We start from the raw sequence: 18,739 nt of genomic DNA, 5'->3' as shown, positions 1-18,739 counted from the left end.
GTTCCCGCCTTCTCTTTAAATTCATAACTGAATTAGCCCCCTAGATAAAGCCTGCGCACTTCATCATTATTTTTCAAATTCTTAGAGTTGCCTTCTAAAGCAACATGTCCATTTTCTAATACGTAACCATAATCAGAAATCGCTAAAGCCACATTTGCATTTTGTTCTACAAGTAACACCGAGGTCCCATCTTTGTTAATTTCTTTTATTATTTCAAAAATTTCAATAACCAGATTAGGTGCGATACCAAGCGAAGGTTCATCTAATAGCAATACATTTGGATCTCCCATTAATGATCTTCCAATGGCAAGCATTTGTTGTTCTCCACCGCTCAGAGTACCTGCTTTTTGATTAAGCCGCTCCTTTAGTCTGGGAAAATAGGAAAATACTTTTTCGAAATCACTTTTTATTTTCTTATCTTTTCTCTTGTAAGCACCGATTTTTAAATTCTCTTCGACAGTAAAGGTTGGAAATACCCTTCGATTTTCCGGACAATGAATTATACCTCTCTTTACAATGCGGCTAGGGCTTTCTTTCAACATTGTTTTACCGTCTATTTGATAAGAACCGCTTTTCGGTTGAACAAGTCGTGAAATCATTTTTAAGGTGGTAGATTTTCCAGCTCCATTTCCTCCAAGCAGTGAAACGATTTTTCCATCGTCTATTTTTAGGGAAACGCCTCTCAACGCATGAACATGGCCATAATATACGTGTACATCAGTTAATTGGAGCACCATCTCTCACCTCTCCTAAATAGGCATCAATAACGACTGGATTAGTCTGTATGTCAAAGGGAAGTCCTTCAGCGATTTTTTCCCCGAAGCTCATGACCGTTACGAAATCAGATACTTTCATGACCAACGACATATCATGTTCAATTAGTAGAATCGTATAATTCATTTCTTTTAAACGAAGGATAAGCTGACTAATTCTTTCAGTTTCAACTGGATTCATGCCTGCTACTGGTTCATCCAATAAAATAAGTTTCGGCTCTGCGATAATGGCTCTGCCGATATCAATCATCTTTTGATACCCAAATGATAAATTAGATACTTTTTCGTTTGCAAAATCAGTGATGGAAAGGAGATCCATTACTTCAAATGCTTTTTTAATTGATTCCTTTTCCCTTTTTTGGACTGAAGGTAAATATAAAGCACTTGTTACAATATTTTTTTTAAAGGTAGGATGCAGACCGGTTAATAAATTATCAAGAACTGTCATGTCCGAGAACAATTCAACGTTTTGAAAACTTCGGGCGATCCCTTCTTTTATGACTTGATGAGATTTTAGCTGCAGCAAATTTTTGCCATTAAACTCTATTTCTCCGCTTTTGGGTGTATAGAAACGGCTAATACAGTTAAATACTGTTGTTTTTCCTGCACCGTTTGGACCAATGATGGAATATATACTTCCTTGGGGAACTTCAAAGGATAGATCTTTAACGGCCGTTAATCCAGAAAATTGTACAGTTACATGATTAAAGGTTAGCACCCTTTGCTGCACCTCCTTGGTTATGATCTGTCATAACAATTGATTGTTCCTTTAATTCTGGCTTTTTCCTCATTTTTGTTAAATCAATTAATGAAATGAACCCTTGTGGACGGAATAATATTACAAGAACCACCGCCAAACCAATGATAATATTAGTGAATCCAATAAAAGACCTAGTAAGCTCTGGAAGTACTGTAAAAATAATAGCCCCTATAATCGCTCCAGGAACAGAAGCTAATCCTCCAACAACAATCATGGCCAGCAGTAAGAATGAAGTCATAACTGTAAAATCATTCGGGCTGACAAATCCAAACCAGTATCCATAAAGTCCTCCAGCAATTCCTGTAAAAAAAGCACTAATAACAAACATCATCGTCTTATATAGTGAAATGTTTATTCCTGTTGCCTGTGCTGCAACCTCACTTTCTCGGATTGCAACGAAAGCCCTGCCAAAACTGCTTTTTAAAATGTTATACATAATCCAAAAGCATACGATTGTTATGCCAATTACCATATAAAAAAACGGTAAATCGCTTGATAACCATTCTGGTCGAAAAAAAGCAATACCTGAATAGCCGCCAGTTATCGAATCCCAGTTTAAGGCAATAAGGGGAATTGAAATTCCAAATCCCAATGTGATCACTGCCAGAAAGTGCCCGCTTAACCGAACTGCGGGAAGCCCAATAAAAAGACCGATGATAGCCGTAATAACTCCTGACAACGGAAGGGTTAAGATAAACGGCAGGCCTAGCTTAGTAGATAAAATGGCTACAGAATACCCCCCGACTGATAAAAAACCTGCATGTCCAACAGATATTTGTCCGCCATAACCTATTAATAGATTCAAAGCCATTGATGTTATGGCATAGACACAAATCATCACGAGCAACGTCATTAAATATCCGGATTGGCCAGTAATAAGGGGAAGAGCAAGCATTAGAAGAATGAGAAAAATTACCCAGAACTTTCCATCTAATATCAGCCTTTTCAAAATGAATCACACCTTTTTAACAATTTTTGCTCCACCAAATATACCTTGAGGACGTATATATAAAACGATTAATATTAATAAAAATACGAAAACTATTTTCATCTCAGGTGCAATATAGTAACTTACTAGATTTTCAAAAACACCAATGACTAGTCCACCTATCACAGCTCCCGGTAAACTGACAAAGCCACCGAGAACGGCACCTGCAAACGCAAGTATTAACACTTCAGACATCATGTTTGGGCTCAAAAATGTTATGGGGGCGGTCATGATCCCGGCAATACCGCCAAGAATCGTTCCAACTGCCCATGCACCCATAAAAACAACAGACACTTTGATCCCCATCAATTGAGATGCCATCATATCTTGAGAGCAAGCCCTCATCGCAAGGCCAAGTTTTGAAAAACGGAAAAATATAAAAAACAAAAGCATTAAAGCAAATGTTATCCCAGCTACGAATAATTCATTTGCGGAAATATGGACACCGCCTACTTGGAAAGAATCCCCATTGACTGCTTCAGGGAATGAAGCAGGTTTATAGCCCCAGATGATTCCAGCTATCCCATTAAACACCATAAATAATCCTAATGTTAAAACCACTTGATTTAAATGAGGTGCAGACTGGACTTTCTTCATAAATACCAGATAGACAAACAAGCCGGATATAGCAGCAAATATGAGGGCTAAAATAAGAGATACAAGGTAGGAATAGCCAAAATTAGTTAGAAAAACAAAACTAATAAATGTTGATAACATTGCCATTTCACCATGAGCAAAATTAACTACTTCTGTCGTTTTATAAATTAAGACAAGTCCTAAAGCAGCTAAAGCGTATATACAACCAACGATTAGACCGCTTACAATTATTTGCATTTATTACTCACCTTCTTTTATTAATAAATTCTGATATGAATACAAAAGGTGTCCAACATTACATAATCAATTAATCTTGGGAACTGATATTGTATTATGTCAGACACCTCCTGAGTTTGGTTCTGGTTCAATGATGATGAAAATTATTGACTAAATTTAATCTTTTCTGTTTCTGGATCAAATGAAATTGGGTCTGTAATCGGCACAATCTTTCCATCCTTAGCTTGAGTCATAAACATTGAGGTTAAGCCATAATGGTTATTCTCGGAAAATGTTACACCAGCATAGATAGAGCCTTCCCATTGTTCAAAAGTATAAAAAGTGTCAAGGAAGTGATTCCATGATAAATCATCACCTGATCTTTTAATGGCCTCAACCATTACTTGTGCTGCAGCCCAGCCTATTTGTGACAAGCCTTCAGTTGAATCATTCGGATTATCTTTGCTGAATCTTTCAACAAATAACTGCATTTCTTTATCATCAGGAACCATTTCAGGCATTGGATAGGTGGCACCTGAGTAAGTACCTTCCCATAAGTCCTTACCAGCTAAATTAAAAAGGTTATTATCATTTGCTCCAACAGACGAAACAATATACTTTGGTTCGTCAAGTCCTATTTTATGCATCGCTTTTTTTAGATTAGCGGCAGGCGCAGGACTAGCAAAATTAATAATGGCATCAGGGTTTGCCTTTTCAAGTTTTTGAGCTTGTGAACTAAACTCGGTATCAGTTGCCAAAAATGGAATTTCAGTAACGATCTCAGCATCCGGATAATTTTTAATGGCTTTATTTAATTCTTCAAGTCCTTCTTTTCCATAGTCATCATTTTGATAGGCAATCGCAATCTTCTTTGCCCCAAGCTCATTAACGGCATAATTCATAAATATTTGGGCTTCGATTCGATAATTCATGACGTCTGAACCCATATAATTTTTAACGGGAGGATTGACGAATGTTTTTGCCCCAGAACCTACCATAACCATTGGAATTCCTTGATCTACCACATAATCCTTGATGGCCGTATTACATGCAGTACAAACATTCGCAAGCATGGCAAATACCTTATCATCTTCTACTAGGCGCTTTGCCAGCTGAACGGTTTTTGCAGGCTGAAATTGATCATCATAGGCAATAAGCTTTAATTGTCGGCCATTTACTCCACCGTTTTCATTGACGTAATCAAAATAAGATTGGATTCCTTTTCTAACTACATCGTAAATGGCTACAGGACCTGTCTGTGGAGCGATATGCCCAATTAATATTTCATTCTCTGTAACACCCTGTGTATATTTCCCGCCACTTTCTTCTTTAGCGCTTGAACTAGACTCTTGGCTTCCGCAAGCAGCTAATCCAAAAACCATAATAAGACAGCTTAATAGGATGCTAAGTTTTTTGATGATCATTTTTGAGACCCCCTTCAATGTAAACCTACTATTTCCGCAGTTGTAACTTATTTATAGGAATAGAGTTTCTCAAGATTTTCCATCCTTCTTAATTCTAATTTTGCCACTGCTTCTTGATGTACTTCGTCAGGACCATCTGCAAGCCTTAGTGTACGGGCATGGGCCCAAATCTGTGCTAACGGGAACACATCACTTACCCCGCCTGCTCCATGAACCTGTATCGCCCGATCAATTACTTTTAAGGCCATATTCGGAACAATCACCTTAATCATTGCAATTTCTTTTCTGGCTGCTTTATTTCCAACGGTATCCATCATATGGGCCGCATTCAATGTCAACAACCTCGCCTGATCTATTTCAATCCGTGAATCAGCAATCCAACTGCGAATGAGGCCTTGCTCAGCAATCGGTTTACCAAAGGCAACTCGGTCTTTTGCCCGTTTACACATTAATTCTAATGCCCGTTCAGCCATGCCGATCAAGCGCATGCAGTGATGAATCCGGCCAGGTCCGAGCCTGCCTTGGGCGATTTCAAAGCCTCTGCCTTCACCGAGAATCATATTGGAAGCAGGTACACGTACATTGTTAAATTCTACTATGGCATGTCCATGCGGAGCATCGTCATAGCCATAAACAGGGAGGTGCGATTTTACTACAACCCCTGGCGTTCCTACCGGAATGAGAATCATGGATTGCTGCTTATGTCTTTCTGCATTAGGGTCACTTTTCCCCATCAGGATTAATATTTTGCATCGCGGGTCCATAATTCCAGAAATCCACCATTTGACGCCATTGATCACATACTCATCGCCATCTCTCTCGATAGAAGTAGAGATATTGGTTGCGTCTGAAGAGGCTACATCGGGTTCAGTCATCACATACGATGAACGAATGTCTCCATTTAATAACGGAACGAGCCATTCTTCCTTTTGTTCCGGTGACGCATATTGTTCCAGCAGCTCCATATTTCCAGTATCAGGCGCAGAGCAATTAAATACTTCAGGACCAATCAAGGAACGACCCATAATTTCCTTCAGCGGTGCATATTCAAGGTTTGTTAAACCAGCCCCATTTTTACTTTTTTGTAAAAAGAGATTCCATAAACCAGCTGCTTTTGCTTGCTTCTTCATATCTTCCATAATTGGCGGGATTTCCCAGCGGCTGCTTCCTGACTTAAGCTGTTCTTCATAAACACTTTCATTCGGTAACACAACTTCGTTCATAAATGCTGTTACTTTTTCTTCTAACTCTCTTACTCTTTCACTTTTTTCGAATATCATAATGAAAACCTCCTAAAATTTTGTATCAATTTTTAATTTTCAAACTAATTATGCGTGAATCTGGCAGAACGTTTTTCGATAAATGCTTGTACACCTTCCCTAACATCATGTGTCTTAAAGATATCCAGAAATAGATCAATCTCTAGCTCAAGCCCTGATAGTAAATCCATATCTGATCCATCATTTACAGCCTGTTTGATTCGACTTAAGGCCTGCAGAGACTGTCCGGCCATTTTTCTAGCCATATCTTTAGCACGTTCCAATCCCGTTCCCGTTGGGACAATATGATTGACTAAGCCAATGGCAAAGGCCTCTTCTGCTGTTACAGGGTCACCGATATACATTAATTCTTTCGCCTTCGCTTCGCCTACTAATCTTGGCATACGCTGGGTACCGCCAGCTCCTGGAAATAAACCTAATTTCACTTCAGGAAGACCGAGTTTTGCTTGCTCTTCCGCGATGCGAATATCACAAGCTAAAGCTAGTTCGCAGCCTCCGCCGAGGGCAAGTCCATTTATGGCAGCAATGGTTGGCTTTGGCATATTTTCAATCATGTTAAATACTTCATGATTGGCCGTGGTGACCTTCCTTAATTCCTTCTTTTCTAAATGAAGCCATTGTGGAAACTCTTTAATATCTGCTCCGGCCATAAAAGCGCGATCACCGCTGCCTGTAATAATGACAACAATAACTTCCGGATCAGTATAAATTTGTGAAACGGTTTCCTTTAATTCTTTCGTTACGGTACTGCTTAATACATTCATAGGCGGATTATTAATTGTTATTACCGCGATCCCTTCCTCTATGACGAGTTGAACCAGACTACTCACGATCGATCACCATCCCTTTTAAAATTCAATATTTCTATCACTCTATTATTTTGGCTGCATCCGGATCGCTCCGTCTAATCGGATCGTTTCTCCGTTCAGCATTGGATTCTCGATAATGCTTGTGACAAGCATGGCATATTCAGATGGATAGCCAAGCCGTGGTGGAAATGGAACCGTAGAACCAAGGGACTCTCGTGCTTTTTCCGAAAGCGTATCAAAAAGCGGGGTATGAATCAGCCCAGGTGCAATAGTCATCACCCTGATTCCATGTCTGGCTAATTCCCTTGCAATTGGCAGGGTCATAGCAACAATTCCACCCTTTGAAGCGCTATAAGCAGCTTGACCAATTTGCCCTTCAAAAGCAGCCACGGAGGCGGTATTAATGATCACTCCTCTCTCCCCACCATCATTCGGTTCATTTGCGGTCATGATTTCAGCAGCTAAGCGAATGACATTAAAGGTACCAACTAGATTGACTTGGATGGTTTTATTGAATCCTTCAAGGTCATGCACGCCTTCTCTTCCAACTACTTTTTTCGGTTGTCCGATTCCTGCACAATTGATAACTGTATTAATTTTTCCAAACTTTTCAACTGCTTGCTGTAAAGCGGCCTTAATGTCTTCTTCATTTGATACATCCGCTTTTGTAAAAAGGACATTGTCAGAGCCTAATTTTTCAACAACAGCAGCTCCTTTTTCTTCTGATAAATCAACAATAACAGCTTTGCCGCCGGATTGGACGATTCGTGTGATCGTCGCTTCACCTAAACCTGAACTTCCGCCTGTTACAACAGCTACACAATCCTTTACATTCATCAGCTATTCCTCCCTGTATGTTTAAATTTAAATATTAAATGATTCTTTCGATAATGGTTGCATTAGCCATCCCGTTTCCTTCACAGATAGCCTGCAGGCCAAATTGTCCGCCTGTTCTTTCCAACTCATGAATCATCGTAATCATAACCCGGGCTCCACTCGCTCCTAATGGATGACCTAGCGCGATGGCCCCTCCATTTGGATTCAATTTCTGCGGATCAGCTTTGATTTCATTTAGCCAGCACATAGGCACCGGGGCAAAAGCTTCATTGATCTCGTATACATCTATTTCTTCAATGCTCAAGCCTGCTTTTTTTAAGACTTGTCTGGTCGCTTCGATTGGTCCCGTTAACATAAGGGTTGGATCTGAGCCGACTACAGTGCGGGCTGTGACTTTAAAACGAGGTCTGAGACCTAATTCAAGAGCTTTTTCTTTAGACATGAGAAGCAAAGCACCTGCACCATCACTCATTTGGCTTGAATTTCCTGCATGAATGATCCCGTTTTCAGTAAAAGCTGGTTTAAGACTAGCAAGTTTTTCGATAGTCGTTTCTCTACGTGGACCCTCATCTTGGGTAATGATTTTTTTTGTCCCGTCTTCTAACATCACTTCAATGGGCATAATTTCTCTTTCAAAATGGCCTTGGTCCTGGGCAATGATGGCTTTCCGATGACTTTCTAGGGCAAATTCATCTGCCTGACTGCGGGTAATTCCCCATTTTTCGGAAATCGCCTCTGCTGATAAACCTTGATGAATAAGGTTATACTTTGACGTTAAGCTCTCACTCCACTTGGTGTTTTGCCAATTGGATAACATGGGAACACGAGTCATGCTCTCTACTCCGCCGGCAATCACAATATCCATATCTCCACTCAGTATAGCTTGAGCAGCAAAATGAACGGCTTGTTGGCTTGAACCGCATTGCCGGTCTATCGTTGTTCCAGGAACATGAATCGGAAATCCTGCTGTTAACGCAGCCGTCCGAGCTATGTTCATCGCTTGTTCTTCAACTTGAGTCACACAACCTAAAATCACGTCTTCTACTAGATCCCCTGAAATACCAGCTCGATCTACTAATTCTTTTAATACTTTTGCTGCTAAGTCATCGGGACGTTCGTTACTTAGTCCCCCTTTTCGTTTTCCAACTGGTGTTCGGACTGCTTCTACAATGACCACTTCACGCATATAGGCCCTCCTCTATGTTTAATCTAATACTGGTTTGATTTTGATACTCACCTTTAATAAAGCAAGTTTAATGCCAACATATTTAAGAATTCATAATAATCTGTCATTTACGTTGAAAATCATGATGAAAACAAGATAATTAAAAAGCAAAAATAAATTTATTTATCTTTTTTAGGTGTGGTCTACCTTTTTTTATTAAAAAGAATGTAGGGTTTTTGACTTTATTTCTAAAATGGATGTCTGAAATTCAAACAGTAGTTTGAAATTAGTCTTTTCTCCTAAAAAAAAACTTACACACACTTGGACAAGTGTGTGTAAGTTTTTTAAATAGTCTAAAAGACTTCATATTTTTTTAATTTATCATAAAGTACAGATCGACTGATACCTAATAATTTACAGGCTTCGCTTTTGTTTCCGTCTGCTTTCTTTAATGCGACTCTAATGGCCATTTCTTCTGCTCTTTCTAATAATGGTTTTTCCAATTCAGTCTTATTATCTTCTAATAATAGAATGAAACCAATTTTCTTCAATAAATAATCAGGTAAATCTTCCACATGAATCATTCCATTATCAGCAAATACCATTGCCCGTTCACATACATTACGAAGTTCCCGGACATTCCCCGGCCAATCATGCTGTAAGAGGGCCTGTTCTGCTAATGGGTCCCAACCCGTGATACTTGTTCCATTTTGTTTATTTAATCCTTCAATAAAGGATTCAGTTAATAATAAAATATCTCCCTTTCTTTTTCTAAGTGGAGGGATCTCAAAAGAGATGACATTTAATCGATAAAAGAGATCCTCCCTAAATTCCCCTTTTTCTACCATTTCTTCTAATCCTCTGTTGGTTGCAGCAATGATTCTAATATCAACAGTGATTCTTTCCGTTCCCCCAACACGGTAAAACTCTCTTTCTTGTAAGACACGGAGTAATTTTGCCTGCAGCTGTAAAGACATATCCCCTATTTCATCTAGAAATAGAGTCCCTCCATTTGCCAAATCAAATTTTCCTATTTTCCCCTTATGCTTAGCTCCTGTAAAAGCACCCTCTTCATAACCGAAAAATTCAGACTCCAATAAATCTTCAGGTATGGCCGCACAATTAACTGTGATGAACGGTGCATTTTTCCTGTTACTTGAGCTATGAATGGCATGAGCGAAAAGTTCCTTACCAGTACCACTTTCACCCCGAATCAGGATCGTTGTTTTTCCTTTAGCCGCCTTCATGCCGCTTTTAAACAATTTTTCCATCTGTGGATCTTTTGAAATAATTTCATCAAATGAAAACCGTGAGGATTCTGGGGTTTTTCTGGTAGAAGTCTCCCCCATTTCCTTTCTCTCATATCTTTTAAATGTTTCTCGAACCTCATGCAACTGTCTATAGACAATTTTCCCAATAGCCCCAATAATTTGCTCATCTTGATAGACTGGAATCCGATGGACAATATAATTGATCCCTTTAATTTCCATAAAATCACTTATTTCTGCTACTCCTGTTTTAAGCACTTTCATTAATTCAAAGTGTGGAAAAATCTCATCTATTGGAAATTCTGCCACTTGATTTTGATGGAGGTCAAATAGCTCCAGAAGAGATGGGCTTGTAAAGGTTATCTTTCCAGCTTCATTGATCATCACTAACCCATCATAGGAATGTTCAATGACGGTTTGCAATAAACTTTTTAATGTCTTAATCGTTGCAAGCTCTTGTGCCATATTTTCAAGTTCAGATATATTTTGAAATAACGCAATGAATCCTTGTTTTCCATTAGTCATATTGTATTTCGACAATCGAATCATAAAGGTTTGTGAACCAATCTTTTTTTGAAAATGAACCTCGTTTTGTCCGATTGGAATGGTCCAATCAGGAAAAACATCTAATAACTTCTTATATAATATGGTTCTTTCATCAACACCAATCATCTTCTCTAATTTGTCATTGATAAAGATAATCCTTTGTGCATCATCTGCCATGAATGCACCTAAATTGGAATTTTGTAGGATCGTTTCTAATTGTTCTTTTAGAATTCTGGTTTTTTGCAAAAAACTTTTCACAGCTTCAGACTTTGAGATAAGGCCAATAGGAATACCTTCGTCATTGATGACAAAACCTGTCCCAACTTCGCTTACGGCAATATCATCTTCCAGCTGCTCAACCGTTGTATGTTCAGAAATCGTTCCAATATCTTTTTTTATATATTTTCCAATTGGGGTATCCATACTTTCTTGGGATAGGAGCATCTGATAAAGAATACTCCTGGTAAACACGCCTATCAGTTTGTTTGCTGAATTGACTACGGGTAATGTATTCAATTTATATTTGTTCATATAAACGATCGCCTCGTGTAATGTGTGCTCACGAGTCAGACTTTCTTCAACTGGCGTCATAAAACTTCTGATGGTTTCTATCTTCAACTACCCCTTTCAAATCAAATGTTTTTATCCATTACAGTTGTAAATGTGAAGTGTATGAAAAAAAGACACTTATAAAAACACAATGTCCGTATTGGGTGGTTTAATAGCACAAATCTATTAAACAAAACACTATATACCAATCTTTCTCTTAAATAAAATCAATCCATTTTACTTTTGGCATGATTTTTGCAACTAAAAGAGTATACAAATTAAATGTGATGGAGGTTACCAAATGTTAGACCAAAAAATCCATGTATCAACTCAATCTGAAAAAGATATTAACTGGCAAGCATTTGAAACATACATTAGGTCCAATCTAAAAAATCTGGATCCTTCTCCTTTAGTCGTAAAGCAATTTTCCGAAGGGTATTCCAATTTAACCTTTCTCCTTCAGATTGGCAGCTGGGAAGCTGTCATGAGAAGACCGCCATTCGGGAAAATCCCACCAAAAGCCCATGATGTTGAAAGAGAATTTAGATTGCTGGAAAAAATCAATCCTGTGTTTCCTCTTGCTCCAAAACCCTACCTATATCAGGATGATCCTGAGATTATGGATAAGCATTTTTATATTATGGAAAAGAAAACGGGAATTGTTTTGGATGATACCATCCCGCAAGACTATGATGAAATCCCTCTAATCCGGGAGATCATTTCTGAGTCGGTCATTGACACATTAGTTCAATTACATGATATTGACTATCAAAAAGCTGGTTTAGAAAGTCTTGGTCGTCCAGAAGGATATCTAGAAAGACAAGTTCATGGATGGTTTAAAAGATATCAAAATAGCAAAACAGATGAAATAAAGATCTATGATGATATTGAAAAATGGATTTTATCCCATATTCCTGATTCACCAAGTCCCACTATTATCCATAATGATTTCAAATTAAATAATATGATGTTCTCTACAACGGATCCAGGAAAAGCAGTCGGTGTCTTTGACTGGGAATTATCTGCAATTGGTGATCCGCTTACGGATCTCGCTTCTGCAGTTGCCTATTGGAAAGATGAAAATGATCCATTTACAGCGATTAACTCCGTTACGACATTAGGTGGTTTTTATTCAAGACAAGATTTTCTTGAACGATACGCTAAAAAAAGTAACCGGGACCTATCTAATTTTAATTTTTATCTTGCCTTTGCTTATTTCAAAATCGCGGCCATTCTTCAGCAAATTTATTACAGATGGAAAATGGGATATCTGATTGATGACCGTTTTAGCAATTTACATGAAGGAATAAAAAATCTAATGATTCTCTCACATGATGTGATCCATTTAAGAAAGTGAGACAGCGGAACATGGTAAAAATTCATGTATTATCACAAAAAGAAATGATTGATCCACTAAAAATAAAAAACTGTGTCGCAGTCGTTTTTGATGTCTTATTAGCAACCACCACAATCACAACATTGTTTCAACATGGGGCCAAAAAAATTATTCCTGTATTAAATGTAGAGGAAGCACTGGAAGTAAGTCAACATTTGTCCGAAAATTCATATATTTTATGTGGAGAAAAGAAAGGTTTTAAGGTTGATCAATTTCTATATCCTTGTCCTCTAGAACTAATAAAATCGAATATCTTTGATAAAACAATCATTTTATCTACCACAAATGGCACGGTGGCATTAAACCATTCACTTTCGGCTTCTTTTATTTACGCGTCCTGTTTATTAAACAATCACTATATGGCGAAGCATCTTCTGCAAAATCATGCTGACAAAACGATTCTTATCGTATGTGCAGGAAACCATGGGAATTTTTCGATGGAAGATTTTCTAGGTGCGGGACATTTGATTCGAGAGTTATATCGATATGCCGGAGATGAAGAAAATATCCATTTATCTGATTCAGGAGCTGCGGCCTATCATTTTTACAAAAAATTTCACGAAAAACAAATCATGAATTTTTTCTTAACTTCACAAACAGGAAAACTGTTAACGTCTTTAGGTTATCGAGATTCCATTACCCATGCTTTACAGCGCGATATGTATGAGGTGATTCCTATATTAAGGAAAGAAAAGAATCCATATTTGGAAAACCTTCAGATAGCTGAAAAAACACCAGTCCATTGAAACTGGTGTTTTTTCTTCGTTTAAAAAGTTTTATCACTATCAAATTATTTTAAAAAATCAATTTTTATTACACAAAAACAAAACCACCCGTGAGAACGAGTAGTTTGGATTTCTTTCATTGTCTTCCAGTAGTTTAAAGCACCAATCCACCGCCCACATTCATCACTTCACCTGTAATATATGATGCGTCATCAGAGGCTAAAAATGCAGTCATATTCGCTACATCAGAGGGATTTCCCACTCTGCCCAGCGGAATCTTAGATATCATCATTTCCCTTGCTTTATCAGGAACTGCTCTTGTCATATCCGTATCAATAAATCCCGGACAAATCACGTTACAGGTAATGTTATTTCTTGCCAATTCTCTGGATGCTGTTTTCATCAGTCCAATTACACCAGCTTTTGAAGCAGAATAATTTGCCTGACCATAGTTTTCAAGCCATGCTGCTGAAGAAATAAATATAATTTTCCCATATTCTTTTTCTTTCATAAATCTGGCTGCCTCTTTCGTACATAAAAAAGTACCAGTCAAATTTACATCGATAACCTGCTGCCAGTCTTCTAATGTCATTTTATTCAGGGTTGAATCCCTGTTAATTCCGGCATTATTCACTAAAATATCTACAGTACCGAATTTTTCAATTGTAAATTTATAAAGATCCTTAACATCATCTTCTTTTGCGATATTGGCGACGAATGATGCTGCAGCATACCCCTTTTTTGAAAATTCTTCCACTGTGCCTTTACATATTTCCTCATTCATATCTACTACAACTACTTTAGCACCTTCTATACAAAGTTTTTCAGCAATTCCCTTTCCCAGGCCTCTTGCAGCCCCTGTAACAATCGCTACTTTATCTTGCAATTTCCCCATTTTATTATCCCTCTCTAGTTCTTAACACTTTTATTTTCTGTGGAAAAATCGACTGGCCTACTTTCTCTGCGCTGGTTATTACTCCGTACCTCCGCTGTGTTTCCATTGCCCCTAAAACACCCTCGCGATCATTGATCCTTGTAAATTCAGCCAATACCGCTTCTTGAGATGATTCTATGTTCAATTCCCTAATGTTTTCATTTATTTTTTCGTCTACACAAGTGTTTTTTTTGTTTGTAAACTTAATCTGTTTATGCAAGTTCTCCGTACTGTTCACGAATATTTTTAAAAGCGGTATTTATGTGCTTTGTTATCATCGAATTTCCACAACCAATCACTTTAGATATTTCAGTTTTGGAAAGCCCTTTATAATAGTACAAGTATAGGACTGTTTTCTGCTTTTCATTTACATATTTAAGAGCATCTTCGACTAAGATTTTATTTATAGCTTGGTTCTCAACTTTCCCATGATAAGTAGGGTCTAAATCAGAAAAATTATGGTTTGAAGAATAAAGTTCTGCAAGTAATTGATCCCTTGAAATACTTGCCTGCATACCATAAACTAAGTCAAAAGCATCTTGTTCATCTATATTGAAGTGACTCATTACTTCTACTATTTTAGGGTCACGAAAATGTTCTAACCAAAAATCTTCATGAAAGTTTCTGTATTTAGAATAAAGTCCTCTAATACGCTGTGGAATTACAACCATATTAGAATCGTTAGACCTAGAGAACTTACGAATCTCACCTTGTACAGATAAATATAAGTAGCGTACCCATTCATTAGGTACTAGTGAAAGATTCAACCTAGTTATGCCAAGATACAAACCTAAGTATCCTGCCTGTTGTAAATCTTCCCACTCTACACGATTAACGGCCATGAAGTTGGCTGGTGATTTAGTGTAGGATTTGATAACGTATCTTATAAATTTATTTGCTTCTGTTGTCGCTAGGAGATTGTTTAGGTAGTTAATATCATGCTGTGCTTTAGTTAATACTGCTTTGTCTTTTAATAACACGTTAGATTCTCCTTTTTTAAATTCCCCTTTACTTCACGATTAAGCTCATAATGTTTTGAAAACAAATCAAAAACACACTTCTGTATTCATCTCCCACTTATAGAAGTCGGGGATGAATACAGTTAAATAGAATTTCCTGAGGATTGCACCTATTAAAGTAGACATGTATAAATCGTATATTCCACCAAAGTTTGGATAGTGCCTGGTACTTTCCTACACATTCCTGCGGTATTGCCCACCGACTTCATATAAAGCTTCTGTAATTTGACCCAAGGATGCTACCTTGACACTTTCCATTAGTTCTTCAAAAAGATTCCCGTTTTGCAGAGCGACTTGTTTTAACTTATTAAGAGCAATCGGACATGTATCTTGGTTTCTAGTCTGGAATTCACGGAGATTTCGAATTTGCGTTTCTTTTTCTTCCTCTGTCGAACGTGCTAACTCAATTTCATAAGCGGTTTCCTCAGCATTGGGATTGATAAATGTATTGACACCAATAATCGGCAATTCGCCAGAATGTTTCTTATGTTCATAGTAAAGGGATTCTTCTTGGATTTTTCCACGCTGATACTGTGTTTCCATTGCTCCTAAAACACCACCGCGATCATTGATCCGTGTAAATTCAGCCAATACCGCTTCTTCCACCAGATCTGTCAGCTCATCAATAATAAAGGCTCCTTGCATCGGATTTTCATTTTTTACGATACCCAATTCTTTATTGATGATCATCTGGATGGCCATCGCCCTTCGCACAGAATTTTCTGTCGGTGTTGTAATCGCCTCGTCAAATGCGTTCGTATGCAATGAATTACAATTATCGTAGATGGCAATCAAAGCTTGTAAAGTTGTACGGATATCATTAAAGTCCATCTCTTGAGCGTGGAGCGAGCGGCCAGATGTCTGGATATGATATTTCAGCTTCTGGCTTCGTTCATTCCCGCCATACTTATTTTTAATAATCGTTGCCCAAATCCTCCTGGCGACGCGTCCCATTACCGTGTATTCCGGGTCTAACCCGTTACTAAAAAAGTAAGACAGGTTTGGTGCAAAATCATCAATATGCATTCCCCGGCTCAGGTAATATTCTACAAATGTAAAGCCATTTGCCAGTGTAAACGCCAATTGCGAAATTGGATTTGCTCCCGCTTCTGCAATATGATAGCCGCTAATACTAACCGAATAATAGTTACGTACTTTATGATCAATAAAGTATTGTTGAATGTCCCCCATCATCTTAAGGGCAAATTCTGTGGAAAAGATACAGGTATTCTGACCCTGGTCTTCTTTTAAAATGTCCGCTTGCACGGTGCCTCTCACAGTTTGCAGCGTCCATTCCTTAATATTTCCAAATTCCTCAACGTTCGGCTGGCGCCCGTTTTTCTCCACAAATTTTTCAACCTGTTGGTCGATGGCAGTATTCATGAACATTGCCAGAATAATTGGCGCAGGCCCATTTATGGTCATCGACACACTGGTGGATGGGTGGCAAAGGTCAAACCCTTTGTAAAGCTTTTTCATATCATCCAATGTACAGACACTTACACCGCTGTTGCCAATTTTCCCATAGATATCAGGACGGTAATCCGGATCCTGCCCGTATAGGGTGACACTATCGAAGGCAGTAGACAGCCGTTTCGCCTCATCATTTTGGCTGAGAAAATGAAAGCGTCGGTTTGTTCGCTCTGGAGTACCTTCTCCGGCAAACTGGCGCTTCGGATCTTCACTGGTCCGTTTGAACGGAAACACCCCTGCTGTATATGGGAAATAACCAGGTAGGTTTTCCTTTAATCGCCAAAGGAGAATTTCCCCTGGATCCTCAAATTTAGGGACACTCACCCGCGGAATTTTATTCCCAGACAATGATTCGGTATACAATGGAGTGATCATTTCTTTATCCCGAACCTTTGTAACCAGCTCATTTTGCTGGTAGGATTTGCGAATTTCCGGCCACTCATCCACCATTTTTTTACACTCTGGATCTATCTTACCTTCATAAAGAGAGATCATTTCATCGAGTTTTGCTGAGAAGATTTCTGCTTCTTCTTGCGTCATGATATTCCTGTTTTCACTCTCAATCAAGGCCTTCGTTCCCCGTAGCTGGTACCATTTACGAACCAGATCAACCTGTTTTTCTGTGAACTCCCGATATTGATAAACCGTCTGGACAATTTCACCTAAATACCTAGTACGGTGTGACGGGATAATTAAATTTTGCTTCGTTACCTTTTGGATGCCGCTATCATAGGTAGTCGGCCAGCTGCGATCAGACTTTTCTTCTATCTTCTTCATTAGATTCGCAAAAAGGACATTCGTTCCAGGATCATTAAATTGGCTTGCAATTGTACCAAAAACAGGCAATTTTTCATCAGGGATTTCAAATAACTTACGGCTGCGCTGATACTGCTTGCGGACGTCACGCAAAGCATCCTCTGACCCGCGGCGTTCAAATTTGTTAATGACGATTAAATCAGCAAAATCAAGCATATCGATTTTTTCCAGCTGTGTTGGAGCTCCAAATTCACTCGTCATGACATACATGGACAAATCACAAATCTCAACAATTTCAGAATCCCCTTGTCCAATCCCGCTCGTTTCAACTATGACGAAATCATATCCTGCTGCTTTCACGATATTAATCGCTTCTTTTGTCGCTCGACTCAATTCAGACTTGGACCCGCGGGTAGCTAAACTGCGCATATAGACACGAGGGTTGTTAATCGCATTCATCCGAATGCGGTCACCTAACAATGCTCCACCCGTTTTCATTTTGGAAGGATCTACGGATATGATCGCAATGGAACGGTCAGAGAATTGTTCAAGATAGCGGCGTACTAACTCATCCGTCAGAGAGCTTTTTCCCGCTCCCCCTGTTCCGGTAATACCCAAAACTGGGACCACTGGAGCTCCCACGTGTAACTGTTCTAATACCGCTGCAACTTTTTCTTCCTCTCGATCCTTCCCAAGTTTTTCTTCAGCAAAGGTAATTAATTTAGAAATGGATCCCCAATTTTTCTCATATAATCCAGCAATATCTTGTTCAAGCTGCTTTGGTGATTGATAATCACATTCCCGAATCATATGATTTATCATGCCTTGTAACCCTAGCTCGCGGCCATCGTCAGGGGAAAAGATTTTGGCAATCCCGTATTCATGCAATTCTCTGATTTCTAAAGGGACGATAACCCCGCCCCCGCCTGCAAAAATTTTTATGTGGCCCGCTCCCTGTTGTTGAAGCAAATCATACATATACTTTAAATATTCCACATGACCACCCTGATAAGAACTCATGGCAATTCCTTGTACATCTTCTTGAATGGCGGCATTTACCACTTCTTCTACTGAGCGGTTATGTCCCAAATGGATGACCTCTACACCCGAATCCTGAAGAATACGGCGCATAATATTGATGGCCGCATCATGGCCGTCAAATAAAGCCGAGGCTGTCACAAATCTAACATTATGAGTTGGGCGATAAACTTCCGTCTCCACCTT

The 18,739-nt window shown here is 38.7% G+C and carries 15 protein-coding genes; 2 read left to right on the top strand and 13 right to left on the bottom strand.

Translation table 11 applies throughout. From position 1 onward, the window contains the following. Positions 1-32 precede the first annotated feature (32 nt). From R4Z09_RS13250 to R4Z09_RS13205, 10 genes are all read right to left on the bottom strand, one after another. Positions 33-734, bottom strand: a complete 702-nt coding sequence (locus tag R4Z09_RS13250; protein WP_338453271.1) for an ABC transporter ATP-binding protein — start codon at positions 732-734, stop codon at positions 33-35. Then, positions 718-1,491 carry an ABC transporter ATP-binding protein gene (locus R4Z09_RS13245; RefSeq protein WP_338452733.1) on the bottom strand — a complete coding sequence of 258 codons (774 nt, stop codon included), beginning with the start codon at positions 1,489-1,491 and terminating at the stop codon, positions 718-720. Before R4Z09_RS13245 ends, R4Z09_RS13250 begins: the two co-directional genes overlap by 17 nt. Further along, positions 1,478-2,482 carry a branched-chain amino acid ABC transporter permease gene (locus R4Z09_RS13240; RefSeq protein WP_338452732.1) on the bottom strand — a complete coding sequence of 335 codons (1,005 nt, stop codon included), beginning with the start codon at positions 2,480-2,482 and terminating at the stop codon, positions 1,478-1,480. Before R4Z09_RS13240 ends, R4Z09_RS13245 begins: the two co-directional genes overlap by 14 nt. A 6-nt stretch (positions 2,483-2,488) precedes the next feature. Further along, on the bottom strand, positions 2,489-3,355 hold the full coding sequence (locus R4Z09_RS13235; RefSeq protein WP_338452731.1) for a branched-chain amino acid ABC transporter permease: 867 nt from the start codon (positions 3,353-3,355) through the stop codon (positions 2,489-2,491). A gap of 143 nt (positions 3,356-3,498) precedes the next feature. Beyond that, on the bottom strand, positions 3,499-4,758 hold the full coding sequence (locus tag R4Z09_RS13230) for an ABC transporter substrate-binding protein (RefSeq protein ID WP_338452730.1): 1,260 nt from the start codon (positions 4,756-4,758) through the stop codon (positions 3,499-3,501). A 47-nt stretch (positions 4,759-4,805) separates the two neighbouring features. After that, positions 4,806-6,038, bottom strand: coding sequence for an acyl-CoA dehydrogenase family protein (locus tag R4Z09_RS13225; RefSeq protein ID WP_338452729.1), 1,233 nt, complete (start codon positions 6,036-6,038; stop codon positions 4,806-4,808). A gap of 44 nt (positions 6,039-6,082) precedes the next feature. Further along, the gene (locus R4Z09_RS13220; RefSeq protein ID WP_338453270.1) at positions 6,083-6,871 is read right to left on the bottom strand and encodes an enoyl-CoA hydratase; all 789 of its coding nucleotides are present in this window, start codon (positions 6,869-6,871) and stop codon (positions 6,083-6,085) included. Between the two features lie 42 nt (positions 6,872-6,913). Then, positions 6,914-7,684, bottom strand: coding sequence for a 3-hydroxyacyl-CoA dehydrogenase (locus R4Z09_RS13215; protein ID WP_338452728.1), 771 nt, complete (start codon positions 7,682-7,684; stop codon positions 6,914-6,916). 34 nt (positions 7,685-7,718) lie between these two features. Next, a complete protein-coding gene (locus R4Z09_RS13210; protein WP_338452727.1) occupies positions 7,719-8,870 on the bottom strand; it encodes a thiolase family protein in 1,152 nt (383 codons plus the stop codon). 332 nt (positions 8,871-9,202) lie between these two features. After that, positions 9,203-11,281 (bottom strand): sigma 54-interacting transcriptional regulator, encoded by a 2,079-nt coding sequence (locus R4Z09_RS13205; protein ID WP_338452726.1) that lies wholly within the window; start codon positions 11,279-11,281, stop codon positions 9,203-9,205. Between the two features lie 232 nt (positions 11,282-11,513). On the opposite strand from R4Z09_RS13205, the gene R4Z09_RS13200 reads away from it, so the two are divergent. Together R4Z09_RS13200 and R4Z09_RS13195 are read left to right on the top strand one after the other, a co-directional pair. Then, complete coding sequence (locus R4Z09_RS13200) at positions 11,514-12,569, top strand: phosphotransferase family protein (RefSeq protein ID WP_338452725.1); 1,056 nt, start codon at positions 11,514-11,516, stop codon at positions 12,567-12,569. 11 nt (positions 12,570-12,580) lie between these two features. After that, positions 12,581-13,354 carry a 2-phosphosulfolactate phosphatase gene (locus tag R4Z09_RS13195; protein ID WP_338452724.1) on the top strand — a complete coding sequence of 258 codons (774 nt, stop codon included), beginning with the start codon at positions 12,581-12,583 and terminating at the stop codon, positions 13,352-13,354. Positions 13,355-13,487: 133 nt separating this feature from the next. On the opposite strand, the gene fabG is transcribed toward R4Z09_RS13195, so the two are convergent. From fabG to icmF, 3 genes are all read right to left on the bottom strand, one after another. After that, entirely contained in the window at positions 13,488-14,228 is a 741-nt protein-coding gene (gene fabG / locus R4Z09_RS13190) for a 3-oxoacyl-ACP reductase FabG (RefSeq protein ID WP_338452723.1), read from the bottom strand. 251 nt (positions 14,229-14,479) lie between these two features. After that, entirely contained in the window at positions 14,480-15,247 is a 768-nt protein-coding gene (locus tag R4Z09_RS13185; protein ID WP_338452722.1) for a sigma-70 family RNA polymerase sigma factor, read from the bottom strand. 213 nt (positions 15,248-15,460) lie between these two features. Next, a complete protein-coding gene (gene icmF / locus R4Z09_RS13180; RefSeq protein ID WP_338452721.1) occupies positions 15,461-18,736 on the bottom strand; it encodes a fused isobutyryl-CoA mutase/GTPase IcmF in 3,276 nt (1,091 codons plus the stop codon). Positions 18,737-18,739: the final 3 nt, after the last annotated feature.

Origin of the sequence: Niallia oryzisoli (assembly GCF_036670025.1) — a bacterium.
Classification (GTDB): Bacteria; Bacillota; Bacilli; order Bacillales; family Cytobacillaceae; genus Bacillus_BD; species Bacillus_BD oryzisoli.
The sequence above is the reverse complement of the archived record's forward strand: the minus strand, read 5'-3'. Positions and strand labels throughout refer to the sequence as shown.